Genomic DNA, 19,140 nt, shown 5'->3' with positions numbered 1-19,140 from the left:
ATTTCCACTGACTGACGGCCAGAGAGGCAGTCCAGTGACCACAAATAGAAGCGAGCGATACGATGAAAGTACTGATCATTGGCAACGGTGGCCGCGAACACGCTCTGGCTTGGAAGGCCAAACACTCCCCACTGGTACGTCACGTTTTTGTGGCGCCGGGCAACGCAGGCACCCAGCTTGAGCCGAGTGTCGAGAACGTCGCCATCGAGGCGACCGATATCGAAGGGCTGCTGGCCTTTGCCAAAGAGAAGCAGGTCGGCCTCACCATCGTCGGGCCGGAAGCGCCGCTGGTGAAAGGGGTGGTGGATGCCTTCCGCGCCGCCGGTCAGCCGATCTTTGGCCCGACCGCTGCCGCTGCCCAGCTGGAAGGCTCCAAGGCTTTCACCAAGGATTTCCTGGCCCGTCACGCCATTCCGACCGCCGAGTACCAGAACTTCACCGAAGTGGAGCCTGCGCTCGCCTACTTGCGCGAGAAGGGTGCCCCCATCGTCATCAAGGCCGATGGTCTGGCGGCAGGCAAGGGGGTGATTGTCGCCATGACCTTGCAGGAAGCGGAAGACGCGGTGCGCGACATGCTCTCCGGCAATGCCTTTGGTGAAGCGGGCTCCCGGGTGGTGATTGAGGAGTTTCTGGAGGGGGAAGAGGCGAGCTTCATCGTCATGGTCGATGGCGAGCACGTGCTGCCGATGGCCACCAGTCAGGATCACAAGCGGGTTGGCGACGGTGATACCGGCCTCAACACCGGCGGTATGGGGGCTTACTCCCCGGCGCCTGTGGTGACCGCCGAGGTACATCAGAAGGTGATGGAGCAGGTGATCATGCCGACCGTGCGAGGCATGGCGGCCGAGGGCAACGTCTACACCGGTTTCCTCTATGCCGGTCTGATGATCGACGGCGCAGGCAACCCCAAGGTGATCGAGTTCAACTGCCGCTTTGGTGATCCCGAGACCCAGCCCATCATGCTGCGGATGCAGTCCGATCTGGTAGAGCTCTGTCTGGCGGCTTGCGCAGGCAAGCTGGATCAGAAAGAGGCCATCTATGATCCCCGCGCCGCTATCGGCGTGGTGTTGGCGGCGGGAGGCTATCCTGGCGATTACAGCACCAACCACCCCATCAGCGGCTTGCCGGTGGATGAAGTGGCGGGTGAGAAGGTGTTCCATGCCGGTACCCGCCTGGAGGGCGATACCAGCCTGACCGCTGGCGGTCGTGTACTGTGCGCCACCGCCCTCGGCCACACTGTGGCAGAAGCCCAGCAGCGTGCCTATCAGCTCGCTGGCCGCATCAAGTGGGATGGCGTCTTCTACCGCAAGGATATCGGCTGGCGCGCCATTGCTCGCGAACAGGAGTAACTGACGCCAGCAAATGGCCAGCTGATTCAGACCCCGCTACGGCGGGGTTTTTTGTCCCTGTTTACCGCTTTCAGCCATCCTCATGCTGCGTGTCACCTGCGTTCAATCAGTTACCAAGCGCAAACAAGCGCGGCATATCTGTCACTATTTGCCACAAAAAACAGCATTTTTCACAAACGTTTCACCATGAGTCATGGCATCATGCTGGTGATGAATTCTTGTTTGGATTCATAAGTACCCCTAACAATTCGAGCATGTCGTTATATAAGGAAATCCCATGTTGAAAACCGTCCGCCCCCTGCTGCTGCCCCTGATGTTTGGCCTGATGACCCTGCCTGCCGTGGCGGGGGATCTGGAACAGCCGATGAAGAAGATTGGCTTCAACTACAAGCAGGCCGTCAAGGCTGATGATGCAGCCACCATGGAGAAGCACATCAACGAGATGAAGGCCCAGCTGGATGTGGCCAAGCAGAAGAACATGCCGGCCGCCAAGAAAGAGAAATTCCTTGAAGGGATGAACGAGGTACAGACCGAGCTGGACGCCAGCCTGGTCGCACTCAAGGCGGGTGATGAGGCCAAGGCGCGCGAACATCTGGCCAAGGTCAACGACCTGAAGAAGGAGTACCACAAATATGCCAAGCAAAAAGGGTGAGCCCTTTCGCTGGGATCCGCTGGTTCGCCTGACCCACTGGGGCTTGGCGGTGGTCTGTATCGGCAACCTCTGGGTTAACGAAGCGGGGGAGGAGTGGCACGAGTGGCTGGGTTACGGCGCCATTGGGCTGGTCTCCTTGCGTCTGCTCTGGGGGCTCACTTTTGCCCGTGGCTACGCTCGCCTTGGTGCCCTCATCCCCAGCGGGGAGGATTTTCGCCAGCAAGCGCGCGAGATGCGTGAGCGGCAGCCTCCGGCACCGGGTCATCACGGTAGCGGCAAGCTGGCCGTGTGGGCGCTCTGGCTGGTTGTGCTGGCCACCGCTGGCAGCGGCTGGTTTCAAAATACCGAGACGGGATTTGAACTGGGGGCTGACGAGTGGCATGAATGGTGTGTGGTGGCGCTGCAGGGACTGATTGGTCTGCATCTGCTGGCCATCGTCTTCACCTCCTGGCGTCAGCGCAGCAATCTGGTTACCCGGATGCTGCCCGCCGGGCGTCGCTCATCCATCCAGAGCGGCAGCAACGAGCAAACCTGAGGCTCCGCATTAGGCGCCTTGTCTCTGAGTGAGGCGCCTGATCCGGACTCTGCCCAGACCCGCCCATGGCGGGTCTTTTCTATGACCTCATCGAGCTCATCACTGGACATTGCTCGATCCGCAGATGCAAAAAGGCCGCTCATTATGAGCGGCCTTTTTCAATTTGGTGGCCCCTGGGGGACTTGAACCCACGACCAATCGATTATGAGTCGACTGCTCTGACCAACTGAGCTAAGGGGCCAAATTGTGCGTTTAGCGGCGTGGATTATAGGGGAAGAGGAAAGGGCAGTCTATAGGCATATCAACCACTTGGCGACTAATTGTCCAGCTTGATTGAGGGCGCAAAGCGGGTCGCAAGGGTAAATGCCAGACAAAACAAAGCCCCGCATGGCGGGGCTTTGGCAGAGTAGTTTGACACAGGGTCAGGACTATTCGTCCAGGAAGCTGCGCAGCACTTCCGAGCGGCTCGGGTGGCGCAGTTTGCGCAGTGCCTTGGCTTCGATCTGACGAATACGCTCACGGGTAACGTCGAACTGTTTGCCCACTTCCTCTAGGGTGTGGTCAGTGTTCATGTCGATACCGAAACGCATCCGCAGTACCTTGGCTTCACGGGCGGTCAGGCCAGCCAGCACTTCGCGGGTGGCGTTGCGCAGGCTTTCGCTGGTCGCCGCATCCGCTGGCAGAGCCAGGGTGGTATCTTCGATAAAGTCGCCCAAGTGGGAATCTTCATCATCACCGATGGGCGTCTCCATGGAGATAGGCTCTTTGGCGATCTTCAGTACCTTGCGGATCTTGTCTTCCGGCATGCCCATGCGCATGGCCAGCTCTTCCGGGTTCGGTTCACGACCCATCTCCTGCAGCATCTGACGGGAGATACGGTTGAGCTTGTTGATGGTCTCGATCATGTGTACCGGGATACGGATGGTACGGGCCTGATCCGCGATGGAGCGGGTAATGGCCTGACGGATCCACCAGGTTGCATAGGTCGAGAACTTATAGCCACGACGGTATTCAAACTTGTCTACCGCCTTCATCAGACCGATGTTGCCTTCCTGGATCAGATCCAGGAACTGCAGACCACGGTTGGTGTACTTCTTGGCGATAGAGATAACCAGACGCAAGTTGGCCTCAACCATCTCTTTCTTCGCACGGCGGGCTTTGGCCTCACCGATGCTCATGCGACGGTTGATATCCTTGATCTGGGCAATCGACAGACCGGTCTCTTCTTCAATCTGCTGCAGCTTGCCGATGGCGCGCTGGATATCCTCGTCCATTTCAACCAGACGAGGAGACCAGGCTTTGCCAGCCTGCTTCTGGTATTCGAACCAGGCAGTTTCACACTCGTTGTTGGTGAAGGCCGCGACGAAGGTTTTCTTCGGCATCTTGGCCTGCTCAACGCAGAGCTTCATAATGATGCGTTCCTGCACGCGGACGCGCTCCATCATTTCACGCATGTTGTTGACCAGGCGATCGAACTGCTTGGGCATCAGGCGGAATTGACGGAATACATCGGCCAGCTGGGCGATGGCGGCCTGGGTATCTTCGTGCGCGCGACCATTCTTCTGAATGGAGAGGCGAGTCACTTCATACTGGGCACGCAGTTCGCCGAACTTCTCGCGAGCGACTTCCGGATCCGGACCACCGTCACCGTCGTCGTCAGAGCTGTCGCCATCTTCGTCTTCGTCTTCTTCGTCTTCTTCATCTTCGTCGGCCAGATCGTCTTCGCCGAGTTCGGAACCGATATGCGTGGCGGTAGGTGCCATATCTTCGGTTTCGTTCGGGTCAATAAAGCCAGAGATGATGTCAGAGAGACGCAGCTGCTCGGCTTCGTACTTGTCGTACTGTTCGAGCAGGTAAGTAATTGCTTCAGGGTACTCTGCTACGGAGCTTTGTACCTGGTTGATACCGTCTTCGATCCGCTTGGCGATGTCGATTTCGCCTTCACGAGTCAGCAGTTCGACGGTACCCATTTCCCGCATGTACATGCGGACGGGATCGGTCGTGCGACCAATCTCAGATTCAACAGATGCCAGAGCCTGGGCCGCTGCTTCGGCAGCGTCCTCATCGGCGGTACCACCTTCAGCCATGATAAGGTCATCGGCATCCGGAGCGTTTTCAACCACTTGAATGCCCATATCGTTGATCATCTGAATGATGTCTTCGATCTGGTCTGAATCGACAATGTCTTGCGGGAGGTGATCGTTCACCTCGGCATAGGTCAGGTAGCCCTGTTCTTTACCTTTGGCAACGAGGAGTTTAAGCTGAGACTGCGGGGTTTGCTCCATAGAACTCATCCGGTTGGTGTTGCTAGGTTGCGCGTACAGTGCGCTGCTGCGCAAATAGCCAATTCTAATAGAAAACCGCCAGACATGCTATGTCTGGTTGCGGCGTCGGTCATGAGAAACCCCTGCCCGCAGTATTGTCGGGGCCAGGCGGTTATAAAAATTTTGCTTTTCATCCCGTCGATTCGGGCAACGCTATCCATATTGGGACTAATCACTCAAATATCAAGCCCCACTCTCATTTCTTTTCTCAATTTGCACCTCTCTTATCAGCATCATCAGCTCTTGGGTTTCTTCGGAGCTTAGTCCTTCCTGAGCCACTTTGGCCTGCAATTCTTCGATCCGCTGTTTCAGAAACTGGTTGATGAAGCCGACGAAGGTGTCCTGCAATTCTCCCAGAATATCCGGCTCCTGATCGAGTTTGATCTCCTCGAACAGGTCGTGCATGGCCAGCTGAGCAAGGATCTCTCCCTCCTTGGTACCACGCCAGTGTTCCAGCAGGATACCGGTTGTGATACCGGGCTGTGACAGGATTTGCTGGTGCAGTTGCAGCAGGAACTTGATGCCCTGTACGCGTAGCCCGGCTAATTCCGGCATGGGGGGAAGCTCAGATGTTACTGCCGGATATTGCACCATCAGTGCCAGCGCACGCCGCAGTGGCGTCAGCTTGGCTGCCTTGGGTTTGTTGACCTCGGCCTTGGGCTGACTGTTGCGGGCAAAGAGCTCGGCGATGCGCTGCTTGTTCTCGCCCCAGCGCATCATGCTGGAGAGACGAGTGATCAGCCCTTCGCGGGTAAACCCTTCCGGAACGCGACGAATAAGCTCGGCGGCCTTGTTGGCCACTTCGAACTTGCCTGCCTCACCGGAGAGGGCTGCATCTCGCCCGAGACGCTCGAACATGAAGTCGGCGAATGGCTGGGCTTCATCGAGCAAGGCTTCGAAGCCCTCCTTGCCGATCTGACGAACCAGCGAGTCAGGATCCTCTCCATCGGGCAGGAACACGAACTTCAGCTCGCGGCCATCCTGCAAATGGGGGAGGGCATTATCCAGCGCGCGCCAGGCGGCTTCACGACCGGCGTTGTCACCGTCGTAGCAGCAGACTACCTCGGCGGTGGTGCGAAACAGGGTGTGGATATGGTCGCTGGTCGTTGCAGTACCCAGCGCCGCCACCGCATAGTCGATGTCGTACTGACCGAGTGCCACCACATCCATGTAGCCTTCCACCACCAGGATCCTGCGCGGATCCTTGTGTGCTTGCTTCACCTCGTAGAGACCGAACAGCTCGCGCCCTTTATGGAAGATGGGGGTCTCCGGTGAGTTCAGGTACTTGGGGGTGCCATCACCCAGCACCCGGCCACCGAAACCGATGACCCGGCCACGCTTGTCGCGGATCGGGAACATGATGCGATCGCGGAAACGGTCATAGCTGCCCGGGCCATTGTCACGGGTGATCAGCATGCCGCCCGAGATAAGCAGCTGTTCGTGATCCCGGCTGGCGCCGAAGCGGCGGCGTACCTGATCCCAGTCACTTGGGGCATAACCGATGTTGAAGCGCTTGACTACTTCGCCGGTCAGACCGCGTCCTTTGAGGTACTCCACCGCGTGGGGGGCACTCTTGAGATTGCTCTCGTAGAAGCGGGCGATCTGGTTCATCAGCTCGAACAGATCCTTGCTGACGGCGGGCTGGCTATTGGCCGAGCCGCCGATGCTCTGCTCGCGAGGTACCTGCATGCCTTGCATGCTGGCGAGCTCTTCGATGGCATCGGGAAATTCGAGACCGTCGTACTCCATGACAAAGCCGATGGCATTGCCATGGGCGCCACAACCGAAACAGTGGTAGAACTGCTTCTCCTGGCTTACGGTAAAAGAGGGGCTTTTTTCGTTATGAAAAGGGCAGCAAGCCTGGTAGTTCTTACCGGCTTTTTTCAGCCGCACTCGCGAGTCGATCAGCTCGACTATGTCTGTGCGTACGAGCAGATCGTCGATAAAGGATTGGGGGATCCTGCCTGCCATAACCGTCCTGTTTCATTGCGGAGAAAATAAAAAAGCCGCGCATTCCAAGGGAAGCACGGCTTCTTCGACCAAACAAGAGAGTTGCCTGTTACGCCAAGCGGGTTTTCACCTGAGCACTGACGGCGCCGACATCGGCACGCCCCTGAATTTTCGGCTTCAAGACAGCCATGACCTTGCCCATATCAGCCATGATGGCAGCACCACTTTCAGTGATGGCTTGCTCGATCAGGGCAGCAATTTCATCTGCGGTCAGCTGTTGCGGCAGGAATTCCTGCAACACAACGATCTCGGCGGACTCTTTGTCGGCTAGATCCTGGCGACCGGCAGCTTCAAATTGGCTGATGGAATCGCGGCGCTGTTTGACCATTTTGGTCACGACAGCGAGGATATCCTCATCATTCAGCTCGATACGGGTATCGACTTCACGTTGCTTGATTTCTGCCATCAACAAGCGGATCGCTCCCAGACGTGCCTTATCTTTGGCAAGCATGGCGAGCTTTTGCTGATCCTTGAGTTGATCCTTCAGAGACACGGCAATATCTCCCGATTAGTACAGGCGGATACGACGTGCGTTTTCGCGAGACAGCTTCTTGGCGTGACGCTTGACAGCAGACGCTTTGGCGCGCTTACGAATGGTAGTCGGCTTCTCGTAGAACTCACGGCTACGAACTTCGGACAGGATACCGGCTTTTTCGCAAGAACGCTTGAAACGACGCAGAGCAACGTCAAACGGCTCATTTTCACGGACTTTGATTACTGGCATGTGCCTTTCACCTCAGTGATAAATTGTTAGCTGACCTTCAATCGATCAGCATGTCTTAAAATGGTGCGAAATTATACTCTGGACAGGGAATGAAAGTAAACCCGCAGAGATCGCTCTGGTTTAAAAAACCCGCGAAGGTTACCATAGCCGTCTCATTTTAGCAGTGAAATTTTTTAGCAATGCGTGTATTGGGCATAGAGACATCCTGTGACGAAACCGGGATCGCGATCTTCGACGATCAAAAAGGGATCCTTTCCCATCAGTTATACAGCCAGGTCAAGCTGCATGCGGACTACGGTGGCGTCGTCCCCGAACTCGCCAGCCGGGATCATGTTCGCAAGACGATCCCGTTGATCCAGGCCGCATTGCAAGAGGCGGGACTGGGCAAAGATGACATCGACGGCATCGCGTATACCGCGGGTCCGGGTCTGGTTGGCGCCATTCTGGTGGGCGCCACCATTGGTCGTTCGCTGGCGATGGCATGGAACAAGCCTGCTATCGCCGTCCACCATATGGAAGGGCACCTGCTGGCCCCCATGCTGGAAGAGAAAGCTCCCGAGTTCCCCTTCGTGGCGCTGCTGGTTTCTGGTGGTCACTCCATGCTGGTACGAGTCGACGGTATCGGCAGCTATCAGCTGTTGGGGGAATCCATCGACGATGCCGCTGGCGAAGCGTTCGACAAGACCGCCAAGCTGATGGGGCTGGACTATCCGGGTGGTCCGCTGCTCTCCCGTCTGGCCGAGAAGGGCACTAAGGGGCGCTTCCACTTCCCCCGTCCCATGACTGATCGCCCAGGGCTCGACATGAGCTTCTCCGGCCTCAAGACCTTCACAGCCAACACCATCGCCGCCAATGGTGATGATGAGCAGACCCGTGCCGATATCGCTCGGGCGTTTGAAGATGCGGTGGTTGATACCCTGGCCATCAAGTGCCGTCGTGCCTTGAAAGAGACCGGTCTCACGCGTCTGGTGGTCGCCGGTGGCGTCAGTGCCAACCGTCATCTGCGTGCCCAGCTGGCCGAGCTGATGGAGAGCCTCAAGGGCGAGGTGTTCTATCCGCGCACTGAATATTGCACCGATAACGGCGCCATGATTGCCTATGCCGGTATGCAGCGCCTGAAAGCGGGCGTGTTCGAACCGCTGGCGGTCAAAGCCGTGCCGCGCTGGCCGCTGGATACCCTGGATCCGGTCTGATCCAAAGGATTCCGCCTTCTGGCGTGGTGGTGAGTACCATGGTGGCCTACTACTCCGGCAATCCGGCAGCGGTGGTTATAGCGCCGCTGGCACGCTGTTGTGGTGTCTGTTGTCGCCGTGGTTGAGCCATCCGGATAATACGTCAGGTCTCTCGCTGCCAGACAGCCAAGCCAAGTACAGAGTAAAGAGATAAAAAAATCCCCGCCAACTGGCGGGGATTTTTTGTTTGGCGATCGGCAGACGATAGGATTACAGCAGGATGCCGCCGAAGAAGAAGCCCAGCGCCACGGCGATGGCGATGGTGGCGGTGCCCGGTACGAAGAAGGGGTGGTTGAAGACCGCCTTACCGATACGGGTGGAGCCGGTGTCGTCCATCTCTACCGCGGCCAGCAGGGTCGGGTAGGTCGGCAGTACGAACAGGGCGCTCACGGCTGCGAAGGAGGCAATCGCAGTCAGCGGGCTGACACCCAGTGCCAGTGCGGCAGGCATCAGCGCTTTGGTGGTGGCACCTTGTGAATAGAGCAGCATGGCGGCGAAGAACAGCACCACGGCCAGCAGCCAGGAGTACTGGTTCAGCAGGTCGCCAGCGATCAGCTGGATGGTGTCCATGTTGCCTTTTACGAAGACGTTACCCAGCCAGGCGACACCCAGTACGCAGATACAGGCGGACATACCAGACTTGAAGGTCGGCATGTTGGTGACCTGGGTGGCGTCCAGTTTGCATACCAAGGTCATGATGGTGGCCGCGGCCAGCATGATGCCCATGATGGCGCCGTCACGGGGGATCGGCGGGTTGGTGATCAGGCCCACTTTACCGGAGATAGCAGTGGCATAGGCCATGACCGCTACGATGGCAGCGATAAAGATCCACACGGAGAGTTTGGCGTACGGCTTGATCTCGAGCTTGGTAGTACCACGCAGTTTGATCAGACCCTTGGCTTTACGCTCCAGATAGACTTCGTCCTGATCCAGCGGTTTGCCCATCATGTTGGCAATGAAGGCGCCCAGGATACAGGCCAGGAAGGTAGAGGGGATGCAGATGGCCAGCAGGGTCAGGTAGTCAACACCAAACGGCTCGAGCATGCCGGAGAAGGCAACCACAGCGGCAGAGATCGGGGAAGCTGTGATGGCGATCTGGGAGGCGACAACCGCGATGGAGAGCGGACGGGATGGGCGGATCCCTTGCTCTTTGGCCACTTCAGCGATCACCGGCAGGGTGGAGAAGGCGGTATGACCGGTACCGGCCAGCATGGTCATCAGATAGGTAACCACCGGAGCGGCGAAGGTGATGTATTTGGGGTTCTTGCGCAGCGCTTTCTCAGCCAGAGAAACCAGGTAGTCCATCCCGCCAGCCAGTTGCATACAGGCGATGGCACAGATGACGGACGCGATGATCATGATCACATCCCAAGGGATGTAGCTGACCAGTTGATCGCTCGGGATGGGCATGCCCAGACCCCACGTCAATACCAGTACCCCCAGACCACCGGCAAAGCCGATGCCGATGCTGCCTATCCGGGCCCCCAGATAGATAGCGGCGAGCACGACAAGTAACTCGATTCCAATCATAGCGATAACTCCATTTTTTAGTTTTTGGTTTTTATTTGGCAAAAAGCCAATTCCCGATCGGGCTGGGGATAAAGACCAATCGGGAACTGACTTTATGGGCCGGGAAGATCCCGGCCCACACTCGCTTATACGGCAGCTTCGCGGGTGAAACGCTTGGCTTTGTATTGCGGGTTCATCAGGTTCTCGATGGAGAGAATTTCGTCCAGCTGCTCGGCGCTCAGCAGACCGCGCTCAAGAACGACTTCACGGACGTTCTTGCCGGTCTGGGCACAGATCTTGCCGACGATATCCCCTTCGTGGTGGCCGATAAAGGGGTTCAGGTAGGTCACGATACCGATGGAGTTCAGCACGTGATTCATGCAGATTTCCGGGTTGGCGGTGATACCTTCCACGCACTTCTCGCGCAGGGAAATACAGGCTTTTTCCATCAGGCTCAGGGATTCGAACATCGCCTGACCAATCACCGGCTCCATGACGTTCAGCTGCAGCTGACCGGCTTCGGCGGCGAAGGTGATGGTGATGTCGTTACCGAATACCTTGAAGCAGGATTGGTTGACCACTTCCGGGATAACCGGGTTGACCTTGGCCGGCATGATGGAGGAACCCGCCTGCATTTCCGGCAGGTTGATCTCTTTCAGTGCAGTGCGCGGGCCGGAGGAGAGCAGACGCAGGTCATTACAGATCTTGGACAGCTTCATGGCCAGACGCTTGATGGCGCCGTGCAGCATGACGTAGGCGCCACAGTCGGAGGTCGCTTCGATCAGGTCTTCTGCCGGCACATAGGCACGACCGGTGATCTCGGCCAGACGCTTGATAGCCAGTGCAGAGTACTCGGGCGGAGTGTTCAGACCGGTACCGATAGCGGTCGCGCCCAGGTTCACTTCCAGCAGCAGCTCCTGGCAACGCTTGATGGACTTGATCTCTTCACGCAGGGTCACGGCGAACGCGTGGAACTCCTGACCCAGGGTCATCGGTACCGCATCTTGCAGTTGGGTACGACCCATCTTCAGGATGTTTTTGAACTCTTTCGCTTTGGCATCGAATGCCGCGATCAGGTGCTCCAGCGCGTGCAGAGTCACGTCAGTGCTGTTTACCACAGCAACGCGGAAACCGGTGGGGTAGGCATCGTTGGTGGACTGGCACTTGTTGACGTGGTCGTTCGGGTTGATGACGTCGTAACGGCCTTTCTCCAGACCCATGATTTCCAGGGCGATGTTGGCCAGTACTTCGTTGGTGTTCATGTTGACGGAGGTGCCGGCACCACCTTGGTAAACGTCGACCGGGAACTGGTCGAAGCATTTGCCGGTGTTCAGCATCAGGTCGCAGGCTTCTACGATCTTGTCAGCAATTTCAGGACGGATGGTACCCAGTTCACCGTTTGCCAGCGCAGCGGCCTTCTTGGTCAGCACCATACCGCGGACGAATTCCGGAACGTCAGAAATCTTCTGAGAGCTGATCTTGAAGTTCTCGACAGCGCGCAGGGTGTGCACACCGTAGTAGAGATCATTGGAAACTTCTTTGGTGCCCAGCAGGTCTTCTTCAATGCGGACGTTCTTGATGTCGCTCATTGTAATGCCTCAGAAATCAGATAAATGGAAAAATCCTCACCGAGTGGTCGCGAGTTCCTTGCGCACAGCTCATCCTGAAGCACCACACATCGAGTGGGGCGGTTGGGAGAATGACCTCCCGAAAAACTAATCAATATACTACTCCAATTGAGGTATCGGTTATTAGAGGTGGATCACTAAATTTGCGACATTTTCAAATTACTTTGAGAAAAGTACACATATGTTATGAAGTTTTTATCGTGATGATTTTTATAAGTTTTTGTGGCTTTTTGCTGGTTTTTTAGATTGCTGATGACGTAGGTGTCAGTTGACCAACTTGAAAAGAGGGGGGCTGCCCCCATTTATTCAGGGCAGAAAGTGGTGATGACGGGGCGGCAAAATGGCCTCTGGCCATCGTTGGATGGGCGCCACTTTTTCTCAATTTACCGGTGCTGGAGTGGATATGGGCAAGTTGTTTCTGTTGTTGCTGGGTCTGGTTGTGCTGGAGCTCACCGTGATGATCGAGGTCGGCTCGGTAATCGGGGCGCTGCCGACTGTCGGCTTGCTCATACTGACCGCGGTATTGGGCTCCTCGCTGGTGCGCAGTGAAGGGATCAAAACCCTGTTCAGCGCCCAGCAAAAGATGCAGATGGGCGAGATGCCGGGCCGTGAGGTGATGGGGGGCATGATGCTGGCATTAGCTGGCTTGCTGCTGATCATTCCGGGTTTTGTCACCGACTTTTTCGGGATCCTGCTGCTGCAGCCCTGGCTGCGCAACAAACTGGCCGACAAGCTGATCGGCAGCAACCAGTTCCGGATGCAGATGGGCGGTTTCCAGCGTACTCAATCGCCGTTTGGCAGCGCACCATCCGATGATCATCTGGAGAACGCCAAGCAGGGCGGCACCACCATCGAAGGCGAATTTGAGCGTAAAGAGTAATCGACGAGACGAAAACCCGAGGCGAGTGACTGAATCAGGGTTTGCCCTGATGGCACAGCGCCTCGAAGCGGTGTCGGGCATACCACCACGCGAGGGTGCCCGCCGCCAGATTGGCCAGCAGTATTCCTAGATAGATCCCCTGTTCTCCCCCCAGCTTTGCCCCCAGCCAGGCTCCTGGCAACAGAAAACCAAACAGTCGCAATCCGTTGAACAAGAACGAAATACTGGATGCTCGCACGCCATTGAGTGCCGAGGCCAGCAGCATCACCATGCCCTGAAAGCCGTAACCGATCGGCACCAGATGCAGATAGAGAATAATCAGGCGAATGACCTGCGGATGATCGCTGAACAGATTGGCGATGAGTGGCGCCAGTAGCCAGGTCAGGCCATAGATGGCGAGCTGGAACAGCAGGGCAAAGCGCAGGCAGCTCTGAAGTGCGGCTTTGGCCCGGGCCGGATTGCCGGCGCCGCAGTTTTGCGAGATGAAAGGGGCCAGTACGGAGGCAAGGGCCATCATCACGATCAGCAGCAGCGCCTCGACCCGCGACGCAGCGCCGTAAGCGGCCACCACCTCGGTACCCAGACCCGCAAAGATCGTCATCAGCACCGCATTGGCCAAGGGGTTGAGCATATTGGTAAAAGAGGCGGGGACGGCGACATGGAGCAAGGCCCGCCAGTGATATAGCAACCGCGCCCGCGGCGAGAGACGCCACAGCAGCAAGCCCTCCCGATGACGTAGGATATAGAGGCTGACCAGCATCGCCATCAACCAGGAGATAGAGGTGGCGATGGCTGCCCCGCGGATCCCCCATTCTGGAAAGGGGCCGATACCGAAGATCAACAGAGGATCCAGTACCCCGTTGACCAGCCCGGCTACTGCCATCACCAGGCTGGGGGTTTTGGTATCGCCGGTCGCCCGGATGGCGGCATTGCCCACCATGGGCAGCACCAGCATGGGGACGGTGAGATACCAGATCAGCATGTAGTCATGGATGAGGGAGATAAGCTCGGCACTGGCCCCCAGCAGAGTAAACAGAGGCTTGATGGTGAGAGCCCCCCCAGCGGAGAGCAGGGCCACCATGATCACCGCCAGAAACAGGCTGTCGGTGGCGAGATGGGCCGCTTCATCATGTTTACCCTGCCCCAGGGTATGACCGATCACCGCGGATAGTCCGGCGCCCAATCCCATCGCCAGCGAGGTGACCACAAAGGTGACAGGAAAGGTAAAACTGATGGCCGCCAGTGCTTCGGTGCCCAGCATGCCGATAAAAAAGGTATCGACCAGATTGAAGGCCAGAATGGCGATGATGCCGAAGATCATGGGGCCCGTCATCTGGCGCAGTACGACTGGAATAGGGGCTGTCAGCATGGGGTTGGTGCGGGTCAAGGGCTCGTCTCTACAGCTGGCTTTGAAGGTTCTGGCATGGAAACCGGGCGGCTTGAACCGACCTTGCTCCAGAGTGCGGACATGGCTGAACCATCGAAGATGTTTATAGTACGTGAAAAAATTTTTTTTGTATTTGCCCTTGAAGGGTTAGCAACTCTGCCCCACATCAGGGACATATCTAATTTGGCCTGGAACGGCCATTCCTCAAAGCAACAATGAGACTCATTTTGGGAGAGTTATCGATGAAAATTCGTCCACTGCACGACCGCGTCATCATCAAGCGCATCGAAGCTGAAGCCAAATCTGCCGGCGGTATCGTCTTGACTGGTACTGCGGCCCAGAAGTCCACCCGTGGTGAAGTGCTTGCCGTGGGGACTGGTCGCATCCTGGATAATGGCGAAGTCAAAGCGCTGGCCGTGAAGGTTGGTGACAAGGTTATCTTCAACGAAGGCTACGGTGTTAAGACCGAGAAGCTGGATGGTCAGGACGTCCTGATCCTCTCCGAAACCGACATCCTGGCGATTGTCGAAGAGTAATCCATCCTCCTTTTCCCCGAATTGATTTAAGGATTGAAGAAAAATGGCAGCTAAAGACGTTAAGTTTGGTAACGAAGCCCGCATCAAGATGCTGGAAGGCGTAAACATCCTGGCTGATGCCGTCAAGGTGACTCTGGGCCCGAAAGGCCGCAACGTGGTGCTGGACAAGTCCTTCGGCGCCCCGACCATCACTAAAGATGGTGTTTCTGTTGCGCGCGAAATCGAGCTGGAAGACAAGTTCCAGAACATGGGCGCCCAGATGGTCAAGGAAGTGGCTTCCAAGGCGAACGATGCCGCCGGTGACGGTACCACTACTGCAACCGTTCTGGCTCAGGCTATCGTCAACGAAGGTCTGAAAGCCGTTGCCGCCGGTATGAACCCGATGGATCTGAAGCGCGGTATCGACAAGGCCGTTGTGGCTGCTGTTGCCGAGCTGCAAGCTCTGTCCCAGCCGTGTGCCGACAGCAATGCCATCGCTCAGGTGGGCACCATCTCCGCCAACTCCGACGAGAAAGTGGGCAAGCTGATTGCCGAAGCCATGGACAAAGTGGGTCGCGATGGCGTCATCACCGTTGAAGATGGTCAGGGTCTGGAAGATGAGCTGGCAGTTGTTGAAGGTATGCAGTTCGACCGCGGCTACCTGTCCCCCTACTTCATCAACAAGCAAGAGACCGGTTCCGTTGAACTGGACGACCCGTTCATCCTGCTGGTTGACAAGAAAGTCTCCAACATCCGCGAAATGCTGCCGGTGCTGGAAGGCGTTGCCAAAGCTGGCAAGCCGCTGCTGATTGTTGCTGAAGACGTGGAAGGCGAAGCCCTGGCCACTCTGGTGGTCAACACCATGCGCGGTATCGTGAAGGTGGCTGCCGTCAAGGCGCCTGGCTTCGGTGACCGTCGCAAGGCCATGCTGCAGGATATCGCCGTACTGACTGGCGGTACCGTCATCTCTGAAGAAGTTGGCATGGAGCTGGAAAAAGCGACTCTGGAAGATCTGGGTCGTGCCAAGCGCATCGTCATCACCAAAGAGAACACCACCATCATCGATGGCGTGGGTGATGCCGGTGTGATCGAAGGCCGTGTTGCCCAGATCCGTCAGCAGATCGAAGAGACCTCTTCCGACTACGATCGTGAGAAGCTGCAAGAGCGCGTAGCCAAGCTGGCTGGCGGTGTTGCCGTGATCAAGGTTGGCGCAGCCACCGAAGTCGAGATGAAAGAGAAGAAAGCACGCGTTGAAGATGCCCTGCACGCTACCCGCGCCGCGGTTGAAGAAGGCGTGGTTGCCGGTGGTGGTGTTGCGCTGGTTCGCGTTGCTGCCAAACTGGCGGGTCTGCGCGGTGACAACGAAGACCAGAACGTTGGTATCAAGGTTGCCCTGCGCGCCATGGAAGCCCCGCTGCGTCAAATCGTCATCAACGCCGGTGAAGAAGCCTCCGTCATTGCCAATGCAGTGAAGAACGGCGAAGGTAACTTCGGTTACAACGCTTACAGCGAACAGTATGGCGACATGCTGGCCATGGGTATCCTGGATCCGACCAAGGTAACCCGCTCCGCCCTGCAGTTTGCCTCTTCCATCGCCGGTCTGATGATCACCACCGAGTGCATGGTCACCGAACTGCCGAAGAAAGATACCCCTGCCATGCCTGACATGGGCGGCATGGGTGGCATGGGCATGATGTAATCATCCCCCTTGCTCTGTTTGACAAACGGCTCGCTCAAGGCGAGCCGTTTTTTTATATCTGGCTAAACTGAGTCTGTTGAGACAGCAAATTTGGGGGCGATATGAAAATGTTTGGTTGGCTGACACTACTGTGTTCATTGGTCATCATGCCGGTGATGGCTGCTGAGGCGCTGACTGGGCCGGTGATCCTGAAAGTGGGTGGTAACATCAGGTCGGCAGACGAAGTTGATGGTAAGGTGTTGTTTGATCTGGCCAAACTGCAGGCTCTGCCGCAACATGAGATAGTGACCGGCAACCCGTGGGTGGATAAGCCGCACACCTACAGAGGCCCAAAACTGGCCGATGTATTGGCTGCAGTCGGTGCGGATGGCAAGACCATTACGTTGACGGCATTGAACAGTTTCCAGATCCGCATTGAATGGGACAAGGTCGCCAAATATGACCCTATCCTTGCCTGGCAAGACAATGGTGCTGTCATGCGGGTGCGTGACAAGGGGCCGGTCTGGTTTATGCTGCCTCTTGATCAATATCCGGAATTGAAGCGATCCGAATATACCGACATGATGATCTGGCAGCTGGATTTGATAGACATTCAGCACTGATAAAAACAGCACGGGAGCATGGGGTGAAAGGAAAGACCAGGGCGTGGCCACTGCTCGTCATTCTGTATGTATCCATCCTGTTGTTTACCGGGAGCACCCTCTATTGCCTGATGCAGATCCAGAATGCGACCAGAGCGATGGAGAAATACACCTATGATGTCTCCTGGGCGCTGATGCAGTTACAGCTGGAGCTCGGTCGTTTCCTCAATGCGGTAGAGGTCTATCACTATGGCGGGATTGATCATGACACCTTGATGTTGCGTTATGACATTCTCTGGAGCAGAACGCCCATCCTGTTGAGCGGCCAGCTGCGCAAGAGCATGCAGGACAAGCAGAAAACCTTGCGTCTGGTGCAGCTGATTGAAACCAATATTCGCCAAATAGAGCCCGACATCACCAAGTTGCAAAGCGGGGCATCTGACTATCAGCAGATCATGATGCGCCTTGCCCCGCTGCAAGAGCCGCTCTCCTACTCCCTCGCTTCTGTGATGCAGAAGAACATTAACGTCTATTCCGAGAACGATCGCCATTTTGGCCAATTGCGCAATGCCTTGTTGCTGATGGTCTCCGGTCTGGTCATGTCAGTGCTGCTACTCAGCATGCTGCTTATATATGAAGGGCGTCGCCATTTCAGAGCGGCCAGACGGGATCCGCTGACCGGGTTGTCCAACCGGGTTGCTTTGCTGGAGCGGATGGAGCTGTACGCCACACAGGAAGTGCCGTTTGGACTGGTGCTGGTCGATATCAACGACTTCAGGGATATCAACAGCAAGTTTGGCTATGACACCGGTGATTATCTGCTTTGTGAGTTTGCCACCCGGATCAGAGTGCTCTGTGAAGAGGGCGAGTGGAGCGGACGTCTGGGAGGAGATCAATTTGCCATTATTCAGCGTGGCAGCAGCGATCTGCGTCAGGTCAGGGAGCTGGTAGCGCGATTGCTGCATGCTCTGAAGCAAGATATCGTCTATGACAACTATCCCTTCCGGCTTGAAGTCGGGATCGGGATTGCCTTCTATCCGATGGACAGCGACAAGACTCAGGAGCTGTTGAGTCGTGCGGAACAGGCCTTGTTCCATAGTCGCAAGACCCATGTCCCCTATGTGATTTACGATAACTCCCTGCTCAACGAGACGGCGCGGCGCAAACATCTGGCGTCGGACATGATCATGGCGCTGGAACACAATGCGCTAGAACTCTATTACCAACCCATCGTCAATCTAGAGAGTGGTCGCTGCGAAGCTGTCGAGGCTCTGCTGCGCTGGCGGCATCCGGAACTCGGCTTCATTCCGCCAAACGAAGTGATCATGGTGGCCGAGGAGTTCCAGCTTGCCGAACGGGTTGGGAGCTGGGTGCTGAACACAGCTTGCGAGCAGCTCTATCAGTGGCACCAGCTTGGTATGGTTGATCTGCAAATGTGTGTGAATATCTCGCCAGGCATGTACCAGCGTAATTTGCTCAAATTGGTGGCCAAGGCATTGATGGAGCACCACCTGCCTGCCCGTAGCCTGGTCTTGGAAGTCACGGAAGATACCACCATGCGGGAAGTGAAGAACTCGCTGCAACTGATGCAGGATCTCAATCAGCAGGGGGTGCTGTTAGCATTGGACGATTTTGGTACTGGTTATTCATCTTTGAGTTATCTGCAAAAGTTACCGGTCAGCAAGGTGAAGATCGATCGCTCCTTTATACAAGGCATTGACACCTCAATGGAGGCATCCGAACTGGTCGCCAATATTTGTCGGATGGGATCCATGCTGGGCAAGAGTCTGGTGTGTGAAGGTATTGAGACACAGGCTCAGTTGGATGTACTGCGATCTCTGACTGACATCCACTTGTATGGGCAGGGCTATCTGTTCAGCCGACCAGAGCAGGCGGAGAAAATCTATCAAACCTTGTTGGAGATGGAGGAGCTTTGGCTGGCGCGTCAACAATCCGAAATGGCTTATATGAGTTGAAGGGGAGGGGTACTTGACGGTCATCTGCCTCAAGAATGTGTGATTCAGTTCAAGTTTTATTCTTTTTGTTTGTTGTTTGAACGGTTGTGCGCTTTTATCAAAAAAACATGGAATTTAGCCTTGCCAGAAAGAATCTGTT

Annotated in this window: 16 protein-coding genes and 1 tRNA gene; 9 read left to right on the top strand and 8 right to left on the bottom strand. The window is 56.4% G+C overall.

Features of this window, described 5'->3' with window-relative positions; all coding sequences use genetic code 11:
* Window positions 1-62: 62 nt before the first annotated feature.
* The 3 genes from purD (at window position 63) to AACT07_RS05800 (ending at window position 2,536) form a co-directional block, all read left to right on the top strand.
* The gene (gene purD, locus AACT07_RS05810; protein WP_069526894.1) at window positions 63-1,349 is read left to right on the top strand and encodes a phosphoribosylamine--glycine ligase; all 1,287 of its coding nucleotides are present in this window, start codon (window positions 63-65) and stop codon (window positions 1,347-1,349) included.
* A 277-nt stretch (window positions 1,350-1,626) separates the two neighbouring features.
* The gene (locus tag AACT07_RS05805; RefSeq protein ID WP_069526893.1) at window positions 1,627-2,001 is read left to right on the top strand and encodes a cytochrome b562; all 375 of its coding nucleotides are present in this window, start codon (window positions 1,627-1,629) and stop codon (window positions 1,999-2,001) included.
* Window positions 1,982-2,536, top strand: a complete 555-nt coding sequence (locus tag AACT07_RS05800; protein WP_069526892.1) for a cytochrome b/b6 domain-containing protein — start codon at window positions 1,982-1,984, stop codon at window positions 2,534-2,536. The genes AACT07_RS05805 and AACT07_RS05800 overlap by 20 nt, the downstream gene beginning before the upstream one ends.
* Before the next feature lie 164 nt (window positions 2,537-2,700).
* On the opposite strand, the gene AACT07_RS05795 is transcribed toward AACT07_RS05800, so the two are convergent.
* The 5 genes from AACT07_RS05795 to rpsU all read right to left on the bottom strand — a co-directional run bounded on the left by AACT07_RS05795 (window position 2,701) and on the right by rpsU (window position 7,594).
* Window positions 2,701-2,777, bottom strand: a tRNA-Ile gene (locus AACT07_RS05795).
* 187 nt (window positions 2,778-2,964) lie between these two features.
* Window positions 2,965-4,860, bottom strand: a complete 1,896-nt coding sequence (gene rpoD / locus AACT07_RS05790; protein ID WP_263718854.1) for an RNA polymerase sigma factor RpoD — start codon at window positions 4,858-4,860, stop codon at window positions 2,965-2,967.
* Between the two features lie 183 nt (window positions 4,861-5,043).
* Window positions 5,044-6,831 (bottom strand): DNA primase, encoded by a 1,788-nt coding sequence (gene dnaG / locus AACT07_RS05785; protein WP_069526891.1) that lies wholly within the window; start codon window positions 6,829-6,831, stop codon window positions 5,044-5,046.
* Between the two features lie 88 nt (window positions 6,832-6,919).
* Window positions 6,920-7,363: a GatB/YqeY domain-containing protein gene (locus AACT07_RS05780; RefSeq protein ID WP_042084472.1), complete on the bottom strand. Its 444-nt coding sequence runs from the start codon at window positions 7,361-7,363 to the stop codon at window positions 6,920-6,922.
* A gap of 15 nt (window positions 7,364-7,378) precedes the next feature.
* A complete protein-coding gene (gene rpsU, locus AACT07_RS05775) occupies window positions 7,379-7,594 on the bottom strand; it encodes a 30S ribosomal protein S21 (protein ID WP_005309452.1) in 216 nt (71 codons plus the stop codon).
* Window positions 7,595-7,773: 179 nt separating this feature from the next.
* On the opposite strand from rpsU, the gene tsaD reads away from it, so the two are divergent.
* Window positions 7,774-8,787 carry a tRNA (adenosine(37)-N6)-threonylcarbamoyltransferase complex transferase subunit TsaD gene (tsaD, locus tag AACT07_RS05770; RefSeq protein ID WP_005340567.1) on the top strand — a complete coding sequence of 338 codons (1,014 nt, stop codon included), beginning with the start codon at window positions 7,774-7,776 and terminating at the stop codon, window positions 8,785-8,787.
* Window positions 8,788-9,036: 249 nt separating this feature from the next.
* On the opposite strand, the gene AACT07_RS05765 is transcribed toward tsaD, so the two are convergent.
* Window positions 9,037-10,356, bottom strand: a complete 1,320-nt coding sequence (locus AACT07_RS05765; RefSeq protein ID WP_019444958.1) for an anaerobic C4-dicarboxylate transporter — start codon at window positions 10,354-10,356, stop codon at window positions 9,037-9,039.
* 125 nt (window positions 10,357-10,481) lie between these two features.
* A complete protein-coding gene (gene aspA / locus AACT07_RS05760) occupies window positions 10,482-11,924 on the bottom strand; it encodes an aspartate ammonia-lyase (protein ID WP_005340569.1) in 1,443 nt (480 codons plus the stop codon).
* Window positions 11,925-12,366: 442 nt separating this feature from the next.
* On the opposite strand from aspA, the gene AACT07_RS05755 reads away from it, so the two are divergent.
* Complete coding sequence (locus AACT07_RS05755; protein WP_069526890.1) at window positions 12,367-12,843, top strand: FxsA family protein; 477 nt, start codon at window positions 12,367-12,369, stop codon at window positions 12,841-12,843.
* 34 nt (window positions 12,844-12,877) lie between these two features.
* Here AACT07_RS05755 and AACT07_RS05750 read toward each other — a convergent pair whose 3' ends face one another.
* Window positions 12,878-14,212: an MATE family efflux transporter gene (locus tag AACT07_RS05750; protein WP_253182231.1), complete on the bottom strand. Its 1,335-nt coding sequence runs from the start codon at window positions 14,210-14,212 to the stop codon at window positions 12,878-12,880.
* 260 nt (window positions 14,213-14,472) lie between these two features.
* Here AACT07_RS05750 and AACT07_RS05745 point away from each other — a divergent pair, with 260 nt between their 5' ends.
* From AACT07_RS05745 to AACT07_RS05730, 4 genes are all read left to right on the top strand, one after another.
* Window positions 14,473-14,766 (top strand): co-chaperone GroES, encoded by a 294-nt coding sequence (locus tag AACT07_RS05745; RefSeq protein ID WP_005340573.1) that lies wholly within the window; start codon window positions 14,473-14,475, stop codon window positions 14,764-14,766.
* Between the two features lie 43 nt (window positions 14,767-14,809).
* Window positions 14,810-16,444: a chaperonin GroEL gene (groL, locus tag AACT07_RS05740; RefSeq protein ID WP_005340575.1), complete on the top strand. Its 1,635-nt coding sequence runs from the start codon at window positions 14,810-14,812 to the stop codon at window positions 16,442-16,444.
* Between the two features lie 101 nt (window positions 16,445-16,545).
* Window positions 16,546-17,046, top strand: coding sequence for a molybdopterin-binding oxidoreductase (locus tag AACT07_RS05735; RefSeq protein WP_069526888.1), 501 nt, complete (start codon window positions 16,546-16,548; stop codon window positions 17,044-17,046).
* 23 nt (window positions 17,047-17,069) lie between these two features.
* Entirely contained in the window at window positions 17,070-19,001 is a 1,932-nt protein-coding gene (locus AACT07_RS05730; RefSeq protein ID WP_005358159.1) for a putative bifunctional diguanylate cyclase/phosphodiesterase, read from the top strand.
* Window positions 19,002-19,140 lie beyond the last annotated feature (139 nt).

Source organism: Aeromonas sp. ANP5 (genome assembly GCF_963870295.1).
Classification (GTDB): domain Bacteria; phylum Pseudomonadota; class Gammaproteobacteria; order Enterobacterales; family Aeromonadaceae; genus Aeromonas; species Aeromonas veronii.
Note: the sequence above shows the minus strand (reverse complement) of the source record. Positions and strands in the feature narration are given on the sequence as shown.

Coding starts and splice junctions, on each gene's coding strand:
- purD (WP_069526894.1), top strand. CDS start 63: ATGAAAGTACTGATCATTGGCAACGGTGGCCGCGAACACGCTCTGGCT.
- AACT07_RS05805 (WP_069526893.1), top strand. CDS start 1,627: ATGTTGAAAACCGTCCGCCCCCTGCTGCTGCCCCTGATGTTTGGCCTG.
- AACT07_RS05800 (WP_069526892.1), top strand. CDS start 1,982: ATGCCAAGCAAAAAGGGTGAGCCCTTTCGCTGGGATCCGCTGGTTCGC.
- dnaG (WP_069526891.1), bottom strand. CDS start 6,831: ATGGCAGGCAGGATCCCCCAATCCTTTATCGACGATCTGCTCGTACGC.
- rpsU (WP_005309452.1), bottom strand. CDS start 7,594: ATGCCAGTAATCAAAGTCCGTGAAAATGAGCCGTTTGACGTTGCTCTG.
- tsaD (WP_005340567.1), top strand. CDS start 7,774: ATGCGTGTATTGGGCATAGAGACATCCTGTGACGAAACCGGGATCGCG.
- AACT07_RS05765 (WP_019444958.1), bottom strand. CDS start 10,356: ATGATTGGAATCGAGTTACTTGTCGTGCTCGCCGCTATCTATCTGGGG.
- aspA (WP_005340569.1), bottom strand. CDS start 11,924: ATGAGCGACATCAAGAACGTCCGCATTGAAGAAGACCTGCTGGGCACC.
- AACT07_RS05755 (WP_069526890.1), top strand. CDS start 12,367: ATGGGCAAGTTGTTTCTGTTGTTGCTGGGTCTGGTTGTGCTGGAGCTC.
- AACT07_RS05750 (WP_253182231.1), bottom strand. CDS start 14,212: ATGCTGACAGCCCCTATTCCAGTCGTACTGCGCCAGATGACGGGCCCC.
- AACT07_RS05745 (WP_005340573.1), top strand. CDS start 14,473: ATGAAAATTCGTCCACTGCACGACCGCGTCATCATCAAGCGCATCGAA.
- groL (WP_005340575.1), top strand. CDS start 14,810: ATGGCAGCTAAAGACGTTAAGTTTGGTAACGAAGCCCGCATCAAGATG.
- AACT07_RS05735 (WP_069526888.1), top strand. CDS start 16,546: ATGAAAATGTTTGGTTGGCTGACACTACTGTGTTCATTGGTCATCATG.